The sequence below is a fragment of the Rhizobium sp. NFR07 genome (assembly GCF_900111905.1).
In the GTDB taxonomy this organism is placed as follows: Bacteria; Pseudomonadota; Alphaproteobacteria; order Rhizobiales; family Rhizobiaceae; genus Neorhizobium.
Map to the genome: position 1 here is coordinate 161789 of NZ_FOKM01000010.1, position 19936 is coordinate 181724.

A 19936-nucleotide genomic window follows, 5' to 3' on the forward strand; every position below is an offset into this window, starting at 1 on the left:
GTACAATGACGATCAAGCTCGCAAAGCCTGATATTACCGAGCTGAAGCCTCGGATCACCGTATTTGGCGTCGGCGGTGGCGGCGGTAACGCTGTCAACAACATGATCACGGCCGGTCTCGAAGGCGTCGATTTCGTCGTTGCCAACACCGATGCCCAGGCTCTGACCATGACCAAGTCCTCGCGCATCATCCAGATGGGCGTGCAGGTCACCGAGGGTCTCGGCGCCGGCTCGCAGCCGGAAGTCGGCCGCGCCGCCGCTGAAGAGTGCCTCGATGAAATCATCGACCACCTGAACGGCACGCATATGTGCTTCGTCACCGCCGGCATGGGCGGCGGCACCGGCACGGGGGCAGCCCCGGTTGTCGCACAGGCCGCCCGCAACAAGGGCATCCTGACGGTCGGCGTCGTCACCAAGCCGTTCCACTTCGAAGGCGCGCGCCGCATGCGTCTCGCCGAACAGGGCATCGAGGAACTGCAGAAGTCGGTCGACACCCTGATCGTCATCCCGAACCAGAACCTGTTCCGTATCGCCAATGACAAGACGACCTTCGCGGACGCCTTCGCCATGGCCGACCAGGTTCTCTATTCGGGCGTTGCCTGCATCACCGACCTGATGGTCAAGGAAGGCCTCATCAACCTCGACTTCGCCGACGTTCGCTCGGTGATGCGCGAGATGGGCCGTGCGATGATGGGTACCGGTGAAGCTTCCGGCTCGGGCCGCGCCATGCAGGCCGCCGAAGCCGCGATCGCAAACCCGCTGCTCGACGAGACCTCGATGAAGGGCGCCCAGGGCCTGCTGATCTCCATCACCGGCGGTCGCGACCTTACCCTGTTCGAAGTCGACGAAGCTGCGACCCGCATCCGCGAGGAAGTCGATCCGGACGCCAACATCATCCTCGGCGCAACCTTCGACGAAGCCCTCGAAGGCCTGATCCGAGTGTCCGTCGTTGCCACCGGCATCGACCGTGCACACGGTGAAGTCGACTTGCGTGCCGCTGAAATGCGCGCTGCCCAGAAGCCGATTATCCGTCCTTCGGCGGCCGTTGCTCCGGCTCCGGCCGCACAGCAGCCTGCGATGATGCAGGCCCCCCAGGCGCCTCAGCCTGCCAAGCCTGTCGATCCGATCGCAGAAACCATCCGCCAGGCAGAAGCCGAAATGGAACAGGTTCTCGCGATCCCCACGCCTGCTCCGCAGCCCGTCGCCCCGCAGCCGCAGGACGATTTCCGCCCGCAGAGCCGTCTCTTCGCGGCCGCTCCGACTGAAGCTCCGGCTCCGGTCATGGCACGTCCGGCCCAGCCTGCTCCGCAGCCGGCACCGGTTCAGCACCAGCCCGCTCCGGCGCCGGTCATGAGCCAGCCTGCACCGCGCATGGCCCAGCCGGTCTACCAGGAGCCGGTCATGGAACCGGTCCGCATGCCGAAGGTGGAAGATTTTCCGCCGGTCGTGAAGGCCGAGATGGACCATCGCACGCAGCCGGTACAGCACGTACAGGAAGAGCGTGGCCCGATGGGTCTCCTGAAGCGGATCACCAACTCGCTTGGCCGCCGCGAAGAAGAGGAACATGTCCAGGCTGACATGACTTCGTCCGCGCCGGTTCCGCAGCAGCGTCGTCCGCTGTCTCCGGAAGCAAGCCTTTACGCTCCGCGTCGCGGCTCGCTTGACGATCACGGTCGTGCCGTTCCGCAGTCGCATCACGAAGACGATCAGCTGGAAATTCCGGCATTCCTGCGCCGCCAGTCGAACTAAGTTAACGGCGGATAACAAAGTTGAAAGGGCCCGGATCACCCGATCCGGGCCCTTCGTCGTTTGTTATGTGTGTGCGATTGACGAACACTCGGAAATCTTGTTTCGCAGCAAGGGTTTAGATAGGGAAGGCGTGATGTGGCCGAGGTCGCGAAAGGATAGTCGTGGAACCGTAACAATCCGAAACGAACAGTGATTTGGAAAGAGACCGGTCGGTGCGTATTTAGAACGCTGAGAATGCTGGAACATTTGATTCACATCCTTCCAGCTAAGACTACGGATCCGCGGGTGCGGAGACGACGATAAGAAGAAGGCATATGTAATGACAATTGGATTGCTCGGGTTTCAGGCAACGATCGCTGCTCCGGTTACGTTGAGCGGCATCGGCGTGCATTCTGGGGCTCCGGTCTCCATTACTTTCCAGCCGGCTGAAGCTGGAACGGGCATCGTGTTCAGCCGCAATCTTGAAGACGGCAGTTCAGTCGAATACCGCGCCGTCTCCTCGCAGGTCGGCCCGACGGATCTCTGCACGGTTCTCGGCGTATCGCCGGGCAAGTGGGTCGCGACGATCGAACATGTCATGGCCGCGCTCTACGCGATGGGCATCGACAATGTCGTCGTTGAAGTCGACGGCGCTGAAATGCCGATCATGGATGGCAGCTCCTATCCGTTCATCGAAGCGATCGAGCAGGTCGGTACCGTCAATCTCGGCATCAAGCGTCGCTACATCCGTGTCGTGAAGCCGGTGCGAATCGATTCCGGTGCTTCCTGGTCGGAATTCCGCCCGTATGACGGCACGCGATTCGAAGTCGAGATCGATTTCGCCTCGTCGCTGATCGGTCGTCAGAGCTGGAAGGGCGACCTGACTGCCGCGACCTTCAAGAGCGAACTGTCCCGCGCCCGTACCTTCGGCTTCATGCGTGACGTCGAGCGTCTGTGGGCTGCAGGCTACGCACTCGGTTCCTCGCTGGAAAACTCGGTCGTCATCTCGGATGATGAAACGGTCGTCAACGTCGAAGGCCTGCGTTATGCCAAGGATGAGTTCGTTCGTCACAAGACGCTCGATGCCGTCGGCGATCTGGCGCTTGCCGGCGCCCAGTTCATCGGCTGCTACCGCTCCTATCGCGGCGGCCACAAGATGAACGCCAATGCGCTGAAGGCGCTGCTGAGCGACCCTACTGCCTACGAAGTCGTCGAGGCTCCGTCTTCCGTCGGGACGCGTGTGCGGGCCGGTGAATTCGTTCCGGTCAGCATTGCCGAATACGCCCCCTGGGCAGGTTGAGTATTATTACCTCCGTCTGGCTGGCCGCTTCGAAAGAAGCGGCCTTTTTCTTTGATTTGAGGCAATTAGGCGCGGTCGTTGCCACAAAAATGCATTAATGCCGAACCATTGCGTTGCCCTTACCTTGCTTTTATGGCTAGTACGCCGCTGGGCACGGAAGATTTACGCGGGGACGGATCAGGGACTGTCGCATGGCTGATGGAATGTCTGTAGGAATGCGTAGCTTGACGAGGGCCGGCCTGCTGTCGATCGCTCTCTTCGGTATCGGTTTTGGCGTGACTGCGTGCCAGTCCGACAAGGATATCGATATTACCAAGCTGGGCTTCGAGAGCGAGTCAGCAGAAATGCTCTACAATCAGGGTCTCGCCAACATGAAGGCGGGCAACATGGTTGAAGCCAGCCGCAAGTTCGACAGCATCGAGCGCCAGAACCCGTTCACCGAATGGGGCCGAAAGGCCCTGGTGATGAGCACGTTTGCCAAATACCGCATGGGCCGCAACGACGATGCGATCGCGACCGGCAACCGATACCTGAACCAGTATCCGCGCAGCCAGGATTCGGCCTATGTGCAGTATCTGGTCGGCCTCAGCTATTCCAAGCAGGTCGCCGACGTGACCCAGGACCAGAAAGCCGCCAACAACACGATCAGCGCGATGACCAAGGTCGTCAACGACTATCCCGATTCGGAATATGTCGAGGACGCTCAGGCCAAGATCCGTTTCGCCCGCGACCAGCTCGCCGGCAAGGAAATGCAGATCGGTCGTTATTATCTGGAGCGCAAGGAATATCTCGCCGCCATCCAGCGCTTCCGTGTCGTCGTGGAGCAGTATTCCAACACCAACCAGGTCGAGGAAGCACTGGCGCGTCTGACGGAAACCTATTATCGCATGGGTATCGTGGAAGAAGCGCAGACCGCTGCAGCCGTGCTCGGACGCAACTATCCGGACAGCCAGTGGTATGATGATTCCTACAAGCTCCTGCAGTCGGGCGGCGTTCAGCCGCGCGAGAACAAGGGCTCCTGGATTTCCCGCGCCGGGGCCAAGCTTATCGGCGCCTGATTGTTTTGAAATCTATCTGCCTGAATTGATGGGCGAGGCCGCATGCTGATCCAGCTTTCGATCCGCGATATCGTTCTGATCGAGAAGCTGGACCTTGCCTTCGAGGCTGGCCTTTCCGTGCTGACCGGCGAGACCGGCGCCGGCAAATCGATCCTTCTCGACAGTCTTTCTCTCGCGCTCGGCGGTCGCGGCGACGGCGGCCTGGTGCGCCATGGCGAGGACAAGGGGCAGGTGACGGCCGTGTTCGACGTGCCGATGAGCCATGCAGCCCGAAAACTGCTGCGCGACAACGGTATCGACGACGACGGCGACCTGATCTTCCGGCGTATCCAGTCGGCGGACGGGCGTACACGCGCTTCGATCAACGACCAGCCAGTCAGCGTGCAGTTGATGCGTCAGGCGGGGCAGGTGCTGGTCGAAATCCACGGCCAGCACGATGACCGCGCGCTGATCGATACCGATGCCCATCGCACGCTGCTCGATGCCTTTGCGGGTCTCGGCGACGAGGTACAGCAACTCAGCGGGCTTTACCGCTCCTGGCGGGATGCCGACCGGACGCTCAAGACCCATCGTGCCAAGGTGGAAGCGGCTGCCCGCGAGGCCGATTATATCCGTGCCTCGGTGGAGGAGCTTGAAGCACTTTCACCGCGCGATGGCGAAGAGGACGAACTCGCCGAGCAGCGGTCCAAGATGCAAAAGTCGGAGCGTATCGCGGGCGACATTTCCGAGGCGTCGGAATTCCTCAACGGCAATGCCTCGCCGGTGCCGCTGATCGCCTCGATGGTGCGTCGGCTGGAGCGCAAGAGCCACGAGGCGCCGGGCCTGCTGGAAGAGACGGTCGAGCTGCTGGATCAGGCGCTCAACCATCTCTCCAACGCGCAGATGGAGGTCGAGGCGGCGCTGAGGCGCACCGAGTTTGATCCGCGCGAGCTGGAACGTGTCGAAGAGCGGCTGTTTGCGCTTCGCGCTGCCGGCCGCAAATATTCAGTTGCCGTCATCGACCTGCCAGCTCTGGCCGAGAAGATGGTCGCCGATCTTGCCGATCTCGATGCCGGCGAGGAGAAGCTTGCTGAACTGGAAAAGCTGGCTGCTGCTGCGAAGGGGGAATTCGACCACTCTGCCGCAGCTCTCTCCGAGAAGCGCAAGATCGGTGCAGGGGCGCTGGCCGCGGCCGTCATGGCCGAGCTTCCGGCGCTGAAGCTGGAGCGCGCCCGTTTCATGGTCGATGTCACGCCGAATCCCGAATCGGCTGCGGCCGAGGGTATCGATACGGTCGAATTCCACGTTCAGACCAATCCGGGCACGCGTCCCGGGCCGATCATGAAGGTCGCGTCGGGTGGCGAACTCTCGCGTTTCCTGCTGGCGCTCAAGGTGGCGCTGGCCGATCGCGGCTCTGCACCGACGCTGGTCTTCGATGAAATCGACACGGGTGTCGGCGGCGCCGTTGCAGACGCGATCGGGCAGCGCCTCAAGCGCCTGTCTGCCAACGTGCAGGTTCTCTCCGTCACCCACGCGCCGCAGGTCGCGGCACGGGCCGCGACGCATCTGTTGATCTCCAAGGGGCCGGCAAGCGACGGTTCGGAGAAGATCGCAACGCGCGTGGCGACCATGGAGCAGGAACATCGGGCCGAAGAGATCGCCCGCATGCTGTCGGGCGCTTCCGTGACCGACGAGGCGAGGGCAGCTGCAGCGGCGCTGCTGTCGGGTAACGGCTGACGAGCCTGGAGCCGACGGCTCGCTGTTATTCCGCTGCCTGCGGCAACGGCGCCGGTCCTGCCATGCGGCGCAGCACTTCATCCTTCCAGACGAAACGATGGATCAGCACCATGGCGATGTGGCCGGCGATCATGGCCAGCAGCGTCCAGGCGAGCGCGCCGTGCAGCAGATTGGCGGGCGCCACCATCCATTCTACCCGCTCGTTGCCGCGCGGCACGATCTCAAAGCCGAACAGGGCGAGGCCCCATTCGGAGCCGGTGGCGCGCAGCAGTGCCAGCGCCGGTATGGCCAGCATCAGCAGATAGAGGAGGGCATGGCCGGCACGGGCGGCAAGGCCCAAGGCGCCCTGTTCGTGGGGCGGGCGGTTCCTGAGATTATAGAAGCCCCAGATCGCTCTCAGCGCGGCAAGCACGAGGATCGCCGCTCCGAGTTCGCCGTGGGTCATATTGAGCAGATCGGTGAGCGCTGAACGGCCGAACAACCGGTTGACGACGATCCCGGAGAACTGCCAACAGATGATGAAGGCCATGTTCCAATGGAAGATGCGTGTAACGAGACCATAGCGCAGTCCGTTGTCTCTCCAGCGATGCGCCATGCGGTAGCTCTCCTTGTCAGCATGCTCTTTGAACCTGAGTTCTGCGCACAGGTATTACGATGCAGAACTGCGCCGCGTCCAGCGGTTGCCGCCATCGTTCCACCCGTTAGTGCCCAACATCTTCGTGAGTTTTGGTTGGCCGTCGAACTGGCGCTTCTTCCAATCCTCATGGATTGCACTAGAAAAGCGGTGAAGATGGAGATTCCCGCATGGCCGCCGATCAGACACCCGTCGAGACCCTCAACGAGCAGACTGCCGCCGCCGAGCTGGAGCGGCTGGCGAAGGAGCTCGCCCATCACGACGAGCTCTATCATGCGAAGGATGCGCCGGAGATTTCTGACGCCGACTATGACGCGCTGAAACGCCGCAACGGTGAGATCGAGGAGCGTTTTCCGCAGCTGATCCGCGCCGACTCGCCTTCGATCAAGGTGGGCGCCGCGCCGCTCGCGACCTTTGCGCCGATTACCCATTCAAGGCCGATGCTGTCGCTCGACAATACGTTTTCGGACGAGGACGTGCGTGACTTCGTCAATTCCGTCTACCGCTTCCTCGGTCAGTTGCCGGACAATTCGATAGCCTTTACGGCCGAGCCGAAGATCGACGGGTTGTCGATGTCGATCCGTTACGAGAACGGCATTCTCGTGAACGCCGCGACCCGCGGCGACGGCACGACGGGCGAGAATGTGACGGCCAACGTCAAGACGATCAAGGAAATCCCCAACCGCCTGCCGAAGGGCGTGCCCGCGGTCGTCGAGGTGCGCGGCGAGGTGTATATGGCCAAGAGCGATTTCCTGGCGCTCAATGCCGAGATGGAGACGCAGGGCAAGCAGCTCTACGTCAATCCGCGCAACACGGCCGCAGGGTCGCTGCGCCAGCTCGACGCCAAGGTGACGGAGAGCCGGAAGCTGAAATTCTTCGCCTATGCCTGGGGCGAGATTTCCGAGCCGAACGACCTGCCGAAGACCCAGTACGAGATGGTGCAGACCTTCAAGGACTGGCGCTTTCCGGTCAATCCGCTGATGAAGCGGCTGAATTCGCTCGACGACATTCTCGCCCATTATCACGAGATCGGTCTCGCCCGGCCGGATCTGGACTACGATATCGACGGCGTCGTCTACAAGGTTGACAGGCTCGACCTTCAGGCGCGGCTCGGCTTCCGCTCGCGCTCGCCGCGCTGGGCGACGGCACACAAATTCCCGGCGGAGCAGGCATTCACGACGGTCGAGAATATTGACATTCAGGTGGGCCGCACCGGCGCGCTGACGCCGGTGGCGCGGTTGACGCCGATCACGGTCGGTGGCGTCGTCGTCACCAATGCGACTCTGCACAATGCCGACTATATCGAGGGCATCGGCAATTCCGGGGAGCGAATTCGCGAGGACGATCACGATATCCGCATTGGCGATACCGTCATCGTCCAGCGGGCAGGGGACGTCATTCCGCAGGTGTTGGATGTCGTCATGGAAAAGCGGCCGGCCGATGCAAAGAAATACGAGTTCCCGACCAAATGCCCGGTCTGCGGCAGCCACGCCGTGCGCGAGAAGAACGAGAAGACCGGCAAGCTCGATTCGGTCACGCGCTGCACCGGCGGCTTCGTCTGCCGCGCGCAGGCGACCGAGCATCTGAAGCATTTCGTCTCCCGCAATGCCTTCGATATCGAAGGTTTCGGCACCAAGCAGGTCGACTTCTTCTTCGAGGCCGAAGATCCCGCGCTGCAGATCCGCACTGCGCCCGACATCTTCACGCTGAAGAAGCGGCAGGATGCCTCGCCGCTGATGAAGCTCGAAAATATCGAAGGCTTCGGCAAGGTCAGCGTGAAGAAGCTGTTCGATGCGATCGACGAGCGCCGCTTGATTGCGCTCAACCGCTTCATCTATGCGCTCGGCATCCGCCATGTCGGCGAGACGACCGCCAAGCTGCTGGCGCGCCACTACGGCAGTTACGCAGCCTTCGACAGGGCGATGAAGGACGCCGCGTCACTTACCGGTGACGCGTGGGAGGATCTCAATAATATCGAGGGTATCGGCGAGATCGTCGCCCGGGCGATCGTCGAGTTTTTCAAGGAACCGCGCAATATCGAAGTGATCAACCGGCTGCGCGAGGAAGTCACGCCGCAGGAGGCCGAACAGATTGCCGCCTCCAGCAGCCCGGTTGCCGGCAAGACCGTGGTCTTTACCGGCAGCCTCGAAAAATTCACCCGCGACGAGGCCAAGGCCCGGGCGGAAGGGCTCGGCGCCAAGGTGGCAGGGTCGGTCTCGAAGAAGACCGACTATGTCGTGGCCGGTCCCGGCGCCGGCTCCAAGCTCGACAAGGCGAGGGAACTCGGCGTCGAGGTGATGGACGAGGACGAGTGGCTCGCCTTTATCGGCGGCTGAGGCTCAGGTCTTCAGCCGCGCCATCGAATAGGCGTCGACATATCGGCCGTCGCGGAAGGCGAAGTCGCGGAGATGGCCCTCGGTGACGAAGCCGTTCTTCTCGTAGAGGCGAATGGCATCGGTATTGTCGGTGAAGACGGTCAGCTCCACGCGGCGGATGTCGAGCCAGTTGTCGGCGAGGTCGAGGGCCGCCCTTATCAGCGCCGAACCCACGCCGCGGCCCTTGAACTCATCATGCACGCCCATGCCGATCGATGCGACGTGGCGACGCCGACCCTGCATCGGCCCGATGAAGAGGCTGCCGACGATCCGGCCGGCGAGATCGGCAACGATCTCCTTGCCGCCCGGCCCGAGGTTTTCCAAGCGTTGCCTAGTCTCAGCGACGGTCTGGAAGGGAAGGCGCAGCGTGCCGTAGCGGACGCCTGGCATGGCGACAAGTGCGGTCAGTTCCTCGGCGTCGGCCGGACCAGCCGCGCGGATGACGAAGCCTTCCAGCCTTTCGGCTCGCGGTAGCTTTTCCCTGATCTCTTCCTCGGATTTCATCTTCGCTCTCCTTCGGGTTTGCTTAAGGCAGAGCGGACGCGCCGAACCCTGCCATCATTCGGCAGGGTGGTGGACGGATGATCGGCTAACGCGCCAAACCAGCCACGCGCCCTGCAGGGCGAATGGTCATGGTCACATGGGTAAGGGCGAGCGCGTTGATCATGGGCGCATCAGGCCATGAGAAAGGGGCAAGGTCAAGCTGTCGGAACAAGGCTGTTTTGCCGAATCGCGTCTGCGGGCGTAAAAGCCTCGCCAGCAGAAGAGCCGGAAGCCCATCGTGAAAACCATCGCCATCGATTTCGAAACCGCCAACGAACAGCGCGGCAGCGCCTGTTCGGTCGGGCTTGCCTGGATCGAGGATGGACGGGTGGTGCGGGTCGAGGAGCGGATGATCCGGCCGAAGGACATGCGGTTTTCCTCCTTCAACATTGCCATTCACGGCATTCGCCCTGAACATGTCGAGGATGCCGGCGAGTTTCCCGAGGTGATGGACGAATTCGCCGATGATTTTTCCGGCGCCACGATGATTGCCCATAACGCGGCTTTCGATTTCTCGGTCTGGCGGGCCTGTCTCGACCAATACCGGCAAGCCTATCCCGAGCTGTCCTATCTCTGCAGCGTGAAGATGGCGCAGAGGGTCTGGCCGCATCTGATCTCGCACAAGCTCAACGTGCTTGCGCAGCATCTGGGCCTGTCCTTCACGCATCACAATGCTGCAGAGGATGCGGCGATCTGCGCCGAGGCGTCGATCGCCATCGCGCGGTCGCTGCAGGTGTCCCGTGTCGGTGACATCGCGCCGGCGATCGGCATGCGGGCAGGGCGGCTGTTTGCCGGCGGCTACGACGCCTGCACCTTGCGCAAGCAATAACCCGGACGTTTCGCCGCGTCGTCTTGCAAGCCGGCGAGCCTGCCTTATTTCCGGTCGCGGATCATAGACCGGAGAATTTTCCATGCCCCGCTTCAAGCGCCGTTTCGTCGCCTTTGCTTCTGCCGCCGCCGCCCTTGCCGGCGTGATTTCCGCGCCCGCCCTCGCCGAAGTGGTCGGCAAGGTCGGGGTCGACTGGATCGGCAATGATATCATCGTCGAGGCGGTGCCGGACCCCGAGGTGAAGGGCGTGACCTGCCACGTCACCTATTTCGACCGCAGCGTCATCGATCGGCTGAAGAACGGCAACTGGTTCGAGGATCCGTCCAACAACTCGATCGCCTGCCGTCAGACCGGGCCGGTGGAGATCGGCGATATCGAGCTGGACGAGGGCGGAGAGGAAGTGTTCCGCCAGGGGCGCTCGCTGATCTGGAAGGACCTGCTCGTCAAGCGCATCTACGACAAGACGAACGACACGCTGATCTATCTCGCCCATTCGCGGCAGGTGGTGAACGGCTCGGCCAAGATGGCGATCTCGACCGTGCCGCTTTACGGCCAGCAGGTCACCTGGACGAAGGGCAAACCCTGATCCGGTTACGGTCTCCATATAGAGACTTTCGCGGATCAGCGCATATAGACAGTCCAGCGGCCATTGCGGCCCTCGTCTATGGCGATGACATTCCTGAGCTGGATATTGCGCCTCAGCAACTCGTTTCGCAGCGCGTCGTTGCTGCGAAGTTCGGCCTGGGCGCGGGCGATGCGGGCCGGCGTGGACGGGAAGCTTGCGTGCTTCGACATGCCGTCGAGCGACGGGTTCGTATAGACGATCATCACGCGGTTCTGGCCGGTGGGCCTTGACGTCTGTGCCTCAACAGCATCAGCCGAGACGAGGGCAATCAATGCTGCAAACGAGAACACTCTGACCATGGCCATCCTCCAATATCCCCACCAATCTAGCTGCCGTCCGGCCTCCATCGCTTGGATGGTTCGGCTGTCTCGGACTGCTGGAAATCTGGATGGCAAACGAGGGGCCTGCAAGGTCAGCCGTATGTCAAATAAAGTTTACCCTCCGGCGGAGGCCCGCCGGAGGGTATAAGGAAATCCAAATCTGCCGATGGATGATCAGGCTGCTTCGCGCGAAAGCTCTTCGGCGATGACGGTGTCGAGGTTGAGGAAGCAGACCATGGTCTTTTCGAGCGCCACGATGCCGCGGCAGAAGTCGCGCTGGGTTTCCGGAATGATTTCCGGCGCCGGCTGCAGGTCTTCGCTCTTGATCGTCATCATGTCGGAAACCTGCTCGACCAGAAGGCCAACCAGCTTGCCGGCGATATCGGTGACGATGATGGCGGAGCGCTCGGACGGCTCGGTCATTTTCATGCCGAGGCGGCAGGCCATGTCGATGACCGGGATCACCGCGCCGCGCAGGTTGATGAGGCCGAGAACGTAGGGCGGCGTGTGGGGCATCGGGGTGACCGGTGCCCAGCCGCGGATTTCACGGATCGCCATGATGTCGATGCAGAATTCCTGATCGCCAAGGTGAAAGGAGACAATCTCGAGATAGGCGCCGGACTGCTTGATCGCATTGCTCATGTGTGAACTCTTCCGTTGGTCTGGAGCCGAAGGTGTCTGCATGGCACCGGGCGTCGTGATTCCGTTATTGACCAATCATTGACCGCGATAAGTGAAAAACAAGTGAATCCCCAAGTGAAACGGGCGAGTTAGCGTCGGCTTGCAAAGAACAGCCCCACGTTCTGTTCAGCCGCGATAGGTTGCTGTAGACTTTTGCGCATGGAGCACAATCCGAGCCGTAACCTTGCCTTGCCGACCTCCGTCCTTCTCTGCCTCGCGGCGGTGGGTGTGTCGGCATGGGCGTTCTGGGGCTGGGTGACGTTCGGTTCGTCCATTCTGCTCTCGGCGGGCGAAACCGCTCTGTCTTGGTGCTTCTGATCAGACACGGCCGTTCTTGAGGCATAAGCGCGCGGGCGCCCTTCTCAACGCTCTGTTGAATTGCGCGGCTCGGCCGTTGGGTCTATCCATGCGTCCATCGATTTCGGGAACACGAGACGCGGAATGAAAAGCATTCGGATTGCATTGTGGGTCGCGGCATTCGCTCTGGCGGGCGTGCTGGTGTGGTTGACGCTGGAAGTCACCCGGCAGAAGCAGGATATCGCGGAGGGGCCGTTCGGCGTTCCCTTCACGCTTGTCGCCCAGGACGGCCAGCCGATTACCGAGCAGGCATTCCGCAACAAGCCGACCGCGGTCTTCTTCGGTTTCACCCATTGCCCGGAGGTTTGCCCGACGACGCTGTTCGAGCTGAACGGCTGGATGCAGAAGGTCGATCCGGACGGCACGAAGCTCAATGCCTATCTCGTCAGCGTCGATCCGGAGCGGGACACGCCTGAAATCCTCGGCCAGTATGTTTCCAACGTCAGCGACCGGATCAAGGGCATTTCGGGCGATCCTGCCGCCGTCAACGCGATGATCAAGGGTTTCAAGATCTATGCCAAAAAGGTGCCGGTCGATGAGGCCGATCCGAACGGTGACTACACCATGGATCACAGCGCCTCCGTTTACCTCCTCGACAATGGCGGCCGTTTTGCCGGCTCCATCGCCTACGGGGAAAATGCCGAAACGGCGGAGAAGAAGCTTTCCAACCTGATCAAGGGCTGATCGCGTTCGCGGTTGAATGCTGACCGCAATCTGTGGCAATGCTCTGCGCAACCATCAGCAGAGAGAAAAAGACCGTGGCCGAAATTCGCCTCTATGTAACCGCGACCGAAGAAACGGCGGGCATCATTCTCGATCTTCTTTCCGACGAGTTCGGCGAGGAGGATTACGCGATCGCCACCACCGAGGTGGACGAGAAGCGGGATCTCTGGGAAGCCTCGGTCTATCTCATGGCGGACGAGGAGGATGTGATCCGCGAGCGGATTGCGTCGGCTCTCAGCAAGGCGTTTCCCGATAGCCCGATCGAGCGCGAAGTCATTCCGGACGTGGACTGGATCGCCAAGTCGCTGGAGGGGTTGAAGCCCGTGCGTGCCGGGCGCTATCTCGTTCACGGATCCCATGACCGCGACAAGATCCGCCCCAACGACATCGCGATCGAAATCGACGCGGGCCAGGCTTTCGGCACCGGCCATCACGGCACGACGGCGGGCTGCCTTGAAGTGATCGACAAGGTGCTGCGCGCACGCCCGGTCAACAACGCGCTGGATCTCGGCACCGGCAGCGGTGTCTTGGCCATCGCAGTGCGCAAGGTCAAGAAGATCCCGGTTCTCGCGACGGATATAGATCCGATCGCCGTGCGCGTGGCGCGCGAGAATGCAAGGCGCAATGGCATCGTTTCCGGCATGCGGATGGAGACGGCCCCGGGCTTCCATTCCGTCGCTTTCCGGGAGGAGGGGCCATTCGACCTCATCATCGCCAATATCCTCGCCCGGCCGCTGATGAAGATGGCGCCGGAACTGGCCCACCATCTCACTCCGGGCGGTTCCGTCATTCTTTCGGGTATTCTGGCGGCACAGCGCTGGAAGGTGATTGCGGCCTATAAGGGTGCCGGCATCCGCCATCTATCGACCATCTGGCGCAACGGCTGGGTGACGATGCATCTCATCAACGGCTGATTGTGCGACGCACAATTGCATCTAGCGCATGCCGCATGCGGTTTTCGGATACTGAAAACAAAAAGAGGCGGCATTTGCATGCCACCTCTTGCCGACCTGAAGTCGACCGTCCCGCGAGCCAGGGAGGATACGCTCGAGCGGGAGACTTTCCTGCGGTGAGCGGCATTGCCGCTCGACCAGCTTAGAAGATGTAGCTGGTCGCGCCCTTGCGGCGAAGTTCTTCGCGGCTGGTGCCGAGGCTCTTCAGCGTCTGCTCGTCAAGGCCCATCAGGGCGCCGTTGACGTAGCGGGCTACCTGGCGCTCGCGAGCCACGACGACGCGGTTGAGGGCGTTGCGGAAGAAGGAGTTGGCCATCGATTTTGTCCTTTGATGTGAGTGCTTCGTCACTCTGTCTGGACCGGAATATAAGATGTTACGAAATGCCTAGTGAGTAGGCTTGCGTCATTGGTGTTATGCGTTGAGCGCATAAGGTGGTTTTCCTGACGTCATTTTCTTTTCGCGCCTGCACAAATATCATCCGATATGCCTGCAAGCGGTCCTTGCACTGGCGGTTGCGAGCTTAATTCTATTAAGTGCGAGCATTCGCTTTCCTGATTCAGATCACTCGGAATGTCCGCTCATGTTTCAATCCTTCGACAGCACTTCCACCCCCCAGTTCGGACGCGAGCGCGTCAACGCCATCCGTGCCCGGTTCGATGACCTTGGTATCGACGGCTTTCTCGTGCCGCGCGCCGACGAATATCAGGGCGAGTATGTGCCGAAGTGCGCGGAGCGGCTTTCCTGGCTGACCGGCTTTACCGGGTCCGCGGGCGTGGCGCTGATCACCCGGTCGCAGGCGATCGTCTTCGTCGACGGGCGCTATGTGACCCAGCTTGCGGAGCAGGTGGACGGCAGCGTCTTCACCGGCGGCGACCTCGTCAACGAGCCGCCGCATGTCTGGCTGCCTGCCCATGCGCCAAAGGGTTTTAGGCTCGGCGTCGATCCGTGGCTTCATGGCGGCACGGAGCTGAAGCGGCTGGCAAAGGCTCTTGCGGAAATCGGCGGCTCGATCGTTGTGCTGAACGAAAATCCGCTCGACAAAACTTGGAGCGATCGTCCGGCCGAACCGCTGGGTGCCGTGGCCGTGCAGCAGGATGCCCATGCGGGCAAGCCGGCGGCTGAGAAGATCGCCGAGATTGCCGCCGGCTTGAAGGCCAAGGATATCGCCGCAGCGCTGATTGCCGACCCATCATCGGTGGCCTGGATATTCAACATCCGCGGCGCCGACGTGCCGCATACGCCGCATCCCTTGTCGCGCGCGCTGATTACGGCAGACGGCAGGGTGGAAATCTTTATCGACGAGCGCAAGCTCGGCGAGGAGGCGAGGGCGCATCTGCAGCCGTTGGCGACGATCCAGGCGCCGGCGACGCTGACCGACCGCATCGGCATTCATGCCGCCGATGGAGGTCGTATCCTGGTCGATCCGGAACTGACGGCGCTGGCGCTGATAGGAGCGATCGAAAGCGCCGGTGGCGTCATCGTCGAAGGCACCGATCCCGCCCGCCTGCCGCGTGCGATCAAGAACGCGGTGGAGCTGAAGGGCTCGGCGGACGCGCATGTGCAGGATGGCGTTGCCATGGTCGAATTCCTCTACTGGCTCGATCAGGCGGAGCCGGGCTCGCTCACCGAGATCACGGCCGTGCAGGCTCTGGAGGCATCACGCTCGCGGGTCGGCCAGAACATGCAGAACCCGCTGCGCGATGTATCCTTTGACAGCATCTCCGGTGCCGGCGAGCATGCGGCCATCATGCACTATCGCGTGACACGGGAAAGCGACCGCAAGATCGAGGCTGGCGAGCTGTTCCTGATCGATTCCGGCGCGCAATATATCAACGGGACCACGGATATTACCCGCACGGTCGCGATCGGCGAGGTGCCGGAAGACCGCAAGCGTTTCTTCACGCTGGTGCTGAAGGGCATGATCGCGATCAGCACAGCGCGCTTCCCCAAGGGTACGCGCGGCTGCGACCTCGATCCGCTGGCGCGAATCGCACTTTGGAAGGCCGGTGCCGATTTTGCTCATGGCACGGGCCATGGCGTCGGATCCTATCTCTCCGTGCATGAAGGGCCGCAGCGCATTTCACGATTGGCGACTCAGGAGCTGCTGCCCGGCATGATCCTGTCGAACGAGCCCGGCTATTATCGCCCAGGCCATTACGGGATCCGCATCGAGAACCTGATCTTCGTGCGTGATGCGGAAGAGGTCGAGGGCGGCGACATGCCGATGCGTTCCTTCGAGACGCTGACCTGGTGCCCGATCGATCGCCGCCTTGTGGTCGCGTCCCTGATGACGGCTGAGGAGCTCGCCTGGCTGAACACCTATCACGCCACGGTTCGCGAGAAGCTGATGCCGCTTCTGAACGATGACGCCGTGCAGGCCTGGCTCGAAGCCGCGACAGCACCGATCGAGGGTTGATCCGGTCGGGTTAGAGGCCCAGACCGAAACCATAGCGGGCGGCCATCACGGCTGCCCAGCCGGCGGCAAGGATGGTTAGGCCCGGAAAGCGCAGACAGACGATCAGCGCCGCCGCCATGGCGATCTTGATATCCCAGCCGCCGTTGAAGAAGGGTGGGGCGACGAGCGTCGTCAGAACCGCTGCCGGCACGGCGTTGAGCGCGGATTCGACCCGTGGCGGGATACGCTTCATGCTGGCCATCAGCACATAACCGCCGATGCGCGTCAGATAAGTGGCGATGCCTGCCATGACGATCAGAAGCAGCGTGTGGCTGTCGATGGAAAACGCACTCATGTCGGACGTCATTTACATGGCCTCCTTTTCGAGAGGCGAGACGTCCGGTTCCATCTCCGGTTCGGCAATGGCTGGAGGCGGCAAAATGGCGGCAACGGCGATGCCGAGCACAGCCCCGACGCTGATATGCCAGGGCGAGCCGACGATGTGATAGGCGGCGACCGAGCCGATGCCACCCGCCAGCATGACGGGCAGGAAGTTGTGGCGCTTGCGGAAACCCATCACCAGGCCGAGGAAGTAGACCGGCAGCAGCACGTCGATGCCGAGCGCTTTCGGATCGCCGATCATCCGGCCGAAAAAGGCACCGATGATCGTGTTGATAACCCAGCCGCACCAGACGATGGAGCCCATTGCGATATACCAGGGAAAGCTTACCGGCTTGCCGGCATCGCCGCGTTTAACGGCCTCGGCGAACTGGGGGTCGACCAGCAGGAAGAAAGCGAGCCATCGTTCTGCGTGCGGATAGCGGCCGATGACCGGCGCAAGCGCTGCAGAATAGAGGACGTGGCGGAAATTGACTGCCAGCACTGACAGCACGATCACCCAGGCGGCGACATGCTGGCCGAAAAGCTCGATGCCGACCAGCTGGCTTGCACCGCCATAGACAATAGCGCTCATCAGCGCGGCTTCGGTCAGGCTGAAACCGTTGTCGACGGCGATCGCGCCGAAGAGGATGCCGAATGGGGCGGATGACAGCGCCACCACAACGCCGTTCTTGAAGCCGTCCCTGACCTGATCACTGGTATCCATGCAGTCTGTTCCAATCCGTCCGTCCGCACCATGGCGAACGTCTCCTCCAAGGCGAGCATCAGGGGCGCGCCGATCCTGCCCGGCGTTTAGGCGCAGACGTGGCGGCTGACAAACGAATTGCGCTTATTCAATCATCTATTTCGATGAACTGTAGGGCAAAGGAAGGGCTGCTCTTTGGTTAGGGGGCAGGGCGCGCTCAGTCGGCGAGGATTTCCTTGCTGGTGACGATGCCGATGCCTTTCGAGCGCATCTCGTCGATCGCATCGGCCACGCCCTTAGGATCGATGCCGCGGCTGGCATCCGAGACGAAGCGTACCTTGACGTCAGGCAGCATGTCGCGGGCGTCAAGGGCCGAGAATTTGACGCAATAGTCGGTTGCCAGACCACAGATGTCGAGTTCCGTGATCTGCTGCGCCTTGAGGTAACCGGCAAGCCCGGTCAGGGCCGCTTGGTCGTTGTCGCGGAAGGCGGAATAGCTGTCGACGGCCGGGTTCTCGCCCTTCTGCTGGATGTAGTCGATCTCGTCGGTCTCAAGGTCGGGATGGAATTCGGCGTCGGAACTGCCCTGGACGCAATGGTCCGGCCACATGACCTGGGGCTGGCCCGAGAGTTCGCCCATGTCGAAAGGCTTCCTGCCGGGATGCTGGGAGGCGAAGCTTCCGTGGTCGGCCGGATGCCAGTCCTGCGAGGCGGTGATGACGTCGTAACCACCGTCCCGGATCAGCCGATTTGCCACCGGAACGACCGCATCACCGTCCGCGACGGGGAGGTTTCCACCAGGGCAGAACCCGTTCTGGATGTCGACCAACAACAGCGCTTTCATGGTTGCTCTCCCGTCTCCAAGCTATTGTGACAAGGTCTCGGCGGGCGGGCAAGCGAAATTTCCCAATCAATTCAGAGCTGTCATTGAAATTATCTTCTTCATCTAAATTAGAAATGGCTTATTAAGCATATTGGAAAATGATAATTCTTACCGGAGTTGGAGAGTTGTCATGAAAAGGCTCGCAGTAACCGCTTTTTCCCTTATGCCCGTTACCCTTATCGCCGTGCTGAACAGCACGACAGCGCATGCCCAGTCAGCGCCTTTGGTGGATGTCTGCTCCGGTCTCAGCGTCGATCTTCCCGTCATCGCTCCGGTCGCTGCGGGGCTCGATGCCTTGCTTCAGCCTCTTGCCGGCCTCGTGGATCTGAATATCCGCGGCGCGTTGAGCGGGCAGAATATCGGTCTCACCGTTCTCGATACGAATGGTCAGGCTGTCAGCTCCTCGGATTGCGGACTTGCTGCGAACCAGATTGCCATCGATGCGCCGACGGGGATTTCCATGGGGGGAGGGACGCTCAATGGTCTCGGCGGTGCGGCGAACCCGACATCGGTCGCTGGCGAGGTCAACTCCATCGCGATCGGCAATGGCGCCAATACGAGCATTACCGCCGCCAATGCCGTCGCACTCGGCCTTCGCGGGCAAGTCACGGCGGCCGGCGGTGTGGCGCTCGGCGCGGACGCAAATGTCAGCGCGGTCGGCGGTGTGGCGCTGGGTGCGAACTCGATCGCCAGCCGGGCCGGTATGAACGGCGCTGCCGAACTGTTTTCGGGCACCGCCGTTGCCTCCACGGCCGGCGCCGTCTCGGTCGGATCTGCTGGTGGCGAGCGCCAGCTCACCAATGTTGCTGGCGGCACGGCCGATACCGACGCGGTCAATGTCCGCCAGTTGCGCGCCGTGCAGACCACGATGTCCACGGGTCTCGGGGACGTGGCCGATGCTCTCGGTGGCGGCTCCTCCTACAACGCGACCACCAACGTCTTCACAGGCCCGAGCTATACCCTACGTGGCAATACCTACAATGATGTCGGTACGGCGATCGCCGCGCTCAATTCCTTCATTGGAGGGACGGGTACGAACGGGGCGCTTGCGGCCAACAATACCAGCGGCCGACCGGATGCGGTCGCGACCGGTGCCGACGCGACCGCAATCGGTTACGGCTCGAGTGCCGCTCACGCCAACAGTACGGCGATCGGTGGCGGGGCGACGACAACGCGCGCCGGGCAGGTGATGATCGGCACGTCGTCCAACACCTATACGATGCCCGGTGTGACGTCGGCTGCCAGCCGTGCTGCCCAGAGCGGACCGACGCAGGTCCTGACGACCGATGCGGCCGGCAATATCGCCAGCGCCAATATCGACATAAACCGGGTGAACAGCGATATTTCCAATCTGCGCGGCGACGTTTCAAACCTGCGCAGGGAGGCGCGGCAAGGCATCGCCGCCGCCATGGCAATGACCCCGGCGCCAAAGCCATCCGCTCCCGGCAAGACATCCTGGGGCACGAACCTCTCCACCTATCACGGCGAAGTGGCAACCAGCTTCGCGGTCGCACACATGTTCGATACGAACTACCCGGTCATACTGGACGCCTCGGTCGGTTATTCACCAGGCGGCAGCGCCGGCGTCAGGGTCGGTCTTGCCGGCGAATTCTGACGCAAAAGTCCTTACGGTTTCCCCCGCCGGTCGGGTCCCCCATCCCGTCGGCACATTCCACCCCGCGCTCCCCACGCGGGGTGGAATTTTCAGTTTTGGAGCCGGTTTTGCTGCAAA

The 19936-nt window shown here is 61.9% G+C and carries 19 protein-coding genes; 11 read left to right on the forward strand and 8 right to left on the reverse strand.

The features are described from left to right. The first annotated feature begins 5 nt into the window (after window positions 1–5). The 4 genes from ftsZ to recN all read left to right on the forward strand — a co-directional run bounded on the left by ftsZ (window position 6) and on the right by recN (window position 5801). A complete protein-coding gene (gene ftsZ / locus BM216_RS20925) occupies window positions 6–1748 on the forward strand; it encodes a cell division protein FtsZ (protein ID WP_093001144.1) in 1743 nt (580 codons plus the stop codon). Window positions 1749–2067: 319 nt separating this feature from the next. Next, the gene (gene lpxC / locus BM216_RS20930) at window positions 2068–3027 is read left to right on the forward strand and encodes a UDP-3-O-acyl-N-acetylglucosamine deacetylase (RefSeq protein ID WP_093001145.1); all 960 of its coding nucleotides are present in this window, start codon (window positions 2068–2070) and stop codon (window positions 3025–3027) included. Between the two features lie 215 nt (window positions 3028–3242). Next, window positions 3243–4085: an outer membrane protein assembly factor BamD gene (locus BM216_RS20935; protein ID WP_177230859.1), complete on the forward strand. Its 843-nt coding sequence runs from the start codon at window positions 3243–3245 to the stop codon at window positions 4083–4085. Window positions 4086–4127: 42 nt separating this feature from the next. After that, entirely contained in the window at window positions 4128–5801 is a 1674-nt protein-coding gene (gene recN, locus BM216_RS20940; RefSeq protein ID WP_093001147.1) for a DNA repair protein RecN, read from the forward strand. A 25-nt stretch (window positions 5802–5826) separates the two neighbouring features. On the opposite strand, the gene BM216_RS20945 is transcribed toward recN, so the two are convergent. After that, window positions 5827–6396: a cytochrome b gene (locus BM216_RS20945; RefSeq protein ID WP_093001148.1), complete on the reverse strand. Its 570-nt coding sequence runs from the start codon at window positions 6394–6396 to the stop codon at window positions 5827–5829. A gap of 209 nt (window positions 6397–6605) precedes the next feature. Between BM216_RS20945 and ligA the strand changes: the two genes are divergently transcribed. Continuing rightward, the gene (gene ligA / locus BM216_RS20950; RefSeq protein WP_093001149.1) at window positions 6606–8771 is read left to right on the forward strand and encodes an NAD-dependent DNA ligase LigA; all 2166 of its coding nucleotides are present in this window, start codon (window positions 6606–6608) and stop codon (window positions 8769–8771) included. Between the two features lie 3 nt (window positions 8772–8774). Here the strand turns inward: ligA and BM216_RS20955 are convergent, their stop codons facing one another. After that, window positions 8775–9314, reverse strand: a complete 540-nt coding sequence (locus BM216_RS20955) for a GNAT family N-acetyltransferase (protein WP_093001150.1) — start codon at window positions 9312–9314, stop codon at window positions 8775–8777. 277 nt (window positions 9315–9591) lie between these two features. Here BM216_RS20955 and BM216_RS20960 point away from each other — a divergent pair, with 277 nt between their 5' ends. Continuing rightward, window positions 9592–10182, forward strand: coding sequence for a 3'-5' exonuclease (locus tag BM216_RS20960; RefSeq protein WP_093001151.1), 591 nt, complete (start codon window positions 9592–9594; stop codon window positions 10180–10182). 82 nt (window positions 10183–10264) lie between these two features. After that, window positions 10265–10768: a CreA family protein gene (locus BM216_RS20965; RefSeq protein ID WP_093001152.1), complete on the forward strand. Its 504-nt coding sequence runs from the start codon at window positions 10265–10267 to the stop codon at window positions 10766–10768. Window positions 10769–10803: 35 nt separating this feature from the next. On the opposite strand, the gene BM216_RS20970 is transcribed toward BM216_RS20965, so the two are convergent. Further along, a complete protein-coding gene (locus tag BM216_RS20970) occupies window positions 10804–11106 on the reverse strand; it encodes a hypothetical protein (RefSeq protein ID WP_093001153.1) in 303 nt (100 codons plus the stop codon). 195 nt (window positions 11107–11301) lie between these two features. Beyond that, window positions 11302–11769, reverse strand: a complete 468-nt coding sequence (locus BM216_RS20975; RefSeq protein ID WP_093001154.1) for a chemotaxis protein CheW — start codon at window positions 11767–11769, stop codon at window positions 11302–11304. 480 nt (window positions 11770–12249) lie between these two features. Here BM216_RS20975 and BM216_RS20985 point away from each other — a divergent pair, with 480 nt between their 5' ends. Together BM216_RS20985 and BM216_RS20990 are read left to right on the forward strand one after the other, a co-directional pair. Further along, window positions 12250–12849: an SCO family protein gene (locus BM216_RS20985; protein ID WP_093001156.1), complete on the forward strand. Its 600-nt coding sequence runs from the start codon at window positions 12250–12252 to the stop codon at window positions 12847–12849. A 74-nt stretch (window positions 12850–12923) separates the two neighbouring features. Beyond that, on the forward strand, window positions 12924–13802 hold the full coding sequence (locus BM216_RS20990) for a 50S ribosomal protein L11 methyltransferase (protein WP_093001245.1): 879 nt from the start codon (window positions 12924–12926) through the stop codon (window positions 13800–13802). Window positions 13803–13983: 181 nt separating this feature from the next. Here the strand turns inward: BM216_RS20990 and BM216_RS34080 are convergent, their stop codons facing one another. Next, window positions 13984–14157, reverse strand: a complete 174-nt coding sequence (locus tag BM216_RS34080) for a hypothetical protein (RefSeq protein WP_177230860.1) — start codon at window positions 14155–14157, stop codon at window positions 13984–13986. A 265-nt stretch (window positions 14158–14422) separates the two neighbouring features. Between BM216_RS34080 and BM216_RS20995 the strand changes: the two genes are divergently transcribed. Continuing rightward, complete coding sequence (locus BM216_RS20995; RefSeq protein WP_093001157.1) at window positions 14423–16258, forward strand: aminopeptidase P family protein; 1836 nt, start codon at window positions 14423–14425, stop codon at window positions 16256–16258. A gap of 10 nt (window positions 16259–16268) precedes the next feature. Here BM216_RS20995 and BM216_RS21000 read toward each other — a convergent pair whose 3' ends face one another. From BM216_RS21000 to pncA, 3 genes are all read right to left on the reverse strand, one after another. Next, complete coding sequence (locus tag BM216_RS21000) at window positions 16269–16604, reverse strand: AzlD family protein (RefSeq protein WP_244530253.1); 336 nt, start codon at window positions 16602–16604, stop codon at window positions 16269–16271. Then, window positions 16605–17342 (reverse strand): AzlC family ABC transporter permease, encoded by a 738-nt coding sequence (locus BM216_RS21005; RefSeq protein ID WP_093001158.1) that lies wholly within the window; start codon window positions 17340–17342, stop codon window positions 16605–16607. A gap of 196 nt (window positions 17343–17538) precedes the next feature. Beyond that, the gene (pncA, locus tag BM216_RS21010; RefSeq protein ID WP_093001159.1) at window positions 17539–18165 is read right to left on the reverse strand and encodes a bifunctional nicotinamidase/pyrazinamidase; all 627 of its coding nucleotides are present in this window, start codon (window positions 18163–18165) and stop codon (window positions 17539–17541) included. Window positions 18166–18334: 169 nt separating this feature from the next. Between pncA and BM216_RS21015 the strand changes: the two genes are divergently transcribed. Further along, window positions 18335–19819 (forward strand): YadA-like family protein, encoded by a 1485-nt coding sequence (locus BM216_RS21015; protein ID WP_093001160.1) that lies wholly within the window; start codon window positions 18335–18337, stop codon window positions 19817–19819. Window positions 19820–19936 lie beyond the last annotated feature (117 nt).

Excerpts from the sequence above, each read along its gene's own strand:
- BM216_RS20975 (WP_093001154.1), bottom strand. The coding sequence starts at position 11,769 with ATGAGCAATGCGATCAAGCAGTCCGGCGCCTATCTCGAGATTGTCTCC.
- BM216_RS21015 (WP_093001160.1), top strand. The coding sequence starts at position 18,335 with ATGAAAAGGCTCGCAGTAACCGCTTTTTCCCTTATGCCCGTTACCCTT.
- BM216_RS34080 (WP_177230860.1), bottom strand. The coding sequence starts at position 14,157 with ATGGCCAACTCCTTCTTCCGCAACGCCCTCAACCGCGTCGTCGTGGCT.
- BM216_RS20955 (WP_093001150.1), bottom strand. The coding sequence starts at position 9,314 with ATGAAATCCGAGGAAGAGATCAGGGAAAAGCTACCGCGAGCCGAAAGG.
- BM216_RS20970 (WP_093001153.1), bottom strand. The coding sequence starts at position 11,106 with ATGGTCAGAGTGTTCTCGTTTGCAGCATTGATTGCCCTCGTCTCGGCT.
- BM216_RS20985 (WP_093001156.1), top strand. The coding sequence starts at position 12,250 with ATGAAAAGCATTCGGATTGCATTGTGGGTCGCGGCATTCGCTCTGGCG.
- BM216_RS20995 (WP_093001157.1), top strand. The coding sequence starts at position 14,423 with ATGTTTCAATCCTTCGACAGCACTTCCACCCCCCAGTTCGGACGCGAG.
- BM216_RS20965 (WP_093001152.1), top strand. The coding sequence starts at position 10,265 with ATGCCCCGCTTCAAGCGCCGTTTCGTCGCCTTTGCTTCTGCCGCCGCC.
- ftsZ (WP_093001144.1), top strand. The coding sequence starts at position 6 with ATGACGATCAAGCTCGCAAAGCCTGATATTACCGAGCTGAAGCCTCGG.
- BM216_RS21005 (WP_093001158.1), bottom strand. The coding sequence starts at position 17,342 with ATGGATACCAGTGATCAGGTCAGGGACGGCTTCAAGAACGGCGTTGTG.
- pncA (WP_093001159.1), bottom strand. The coding sequence starts at position 18,165 with ATGAAAGCGCTGTTGTTGGTCGACATCCAGAACGGGTTCTGCCCTGGT.
- BM216_RS20935 (WP_177230859.1), top strand. The coding sequence starts at position 3,243 with ATGCGTAGCTTGACGAGGGCCGGCCTGCTGTCGATCGCTCTCTTCGGT.
- BM216_RS20945 (WP_093001148.1), bottom strand. The coding sequence starts at position 6,396 with ATGGCGCATCGCTGGAGAGACAACGGACTGCGCTATGGTCTCGTTACA.
- lpxC (WP_093001145.1), top strand. The coding sequence starts at position 2,068 with ATGACAATTGGATTGCTCGGGTTTCAGGCAACGATCGCTGCTCCGGTT.
- ligA (WP_093001149.1), top strand. The coding sequence starts at position 6,606 with ATGGCCGCCGATCAGACACCCGTCGAGACCCTCAACGAGCAGACTGCC.
- recN (WP_093001147.1), top strand. The coding sequence starts at position 4,128 with ATGCTGATCCAGCTTTCGATCCGCGATATCGTTCTGATCGAGAAGCTG.
- BM216_RS21000 (WP_244530253.1), bottom strand. The coding sequence starts at position 16,604 with ATGACGTCCGACATGAGTGCGTTTTCCATCGACAGCCACACGCTGCTT.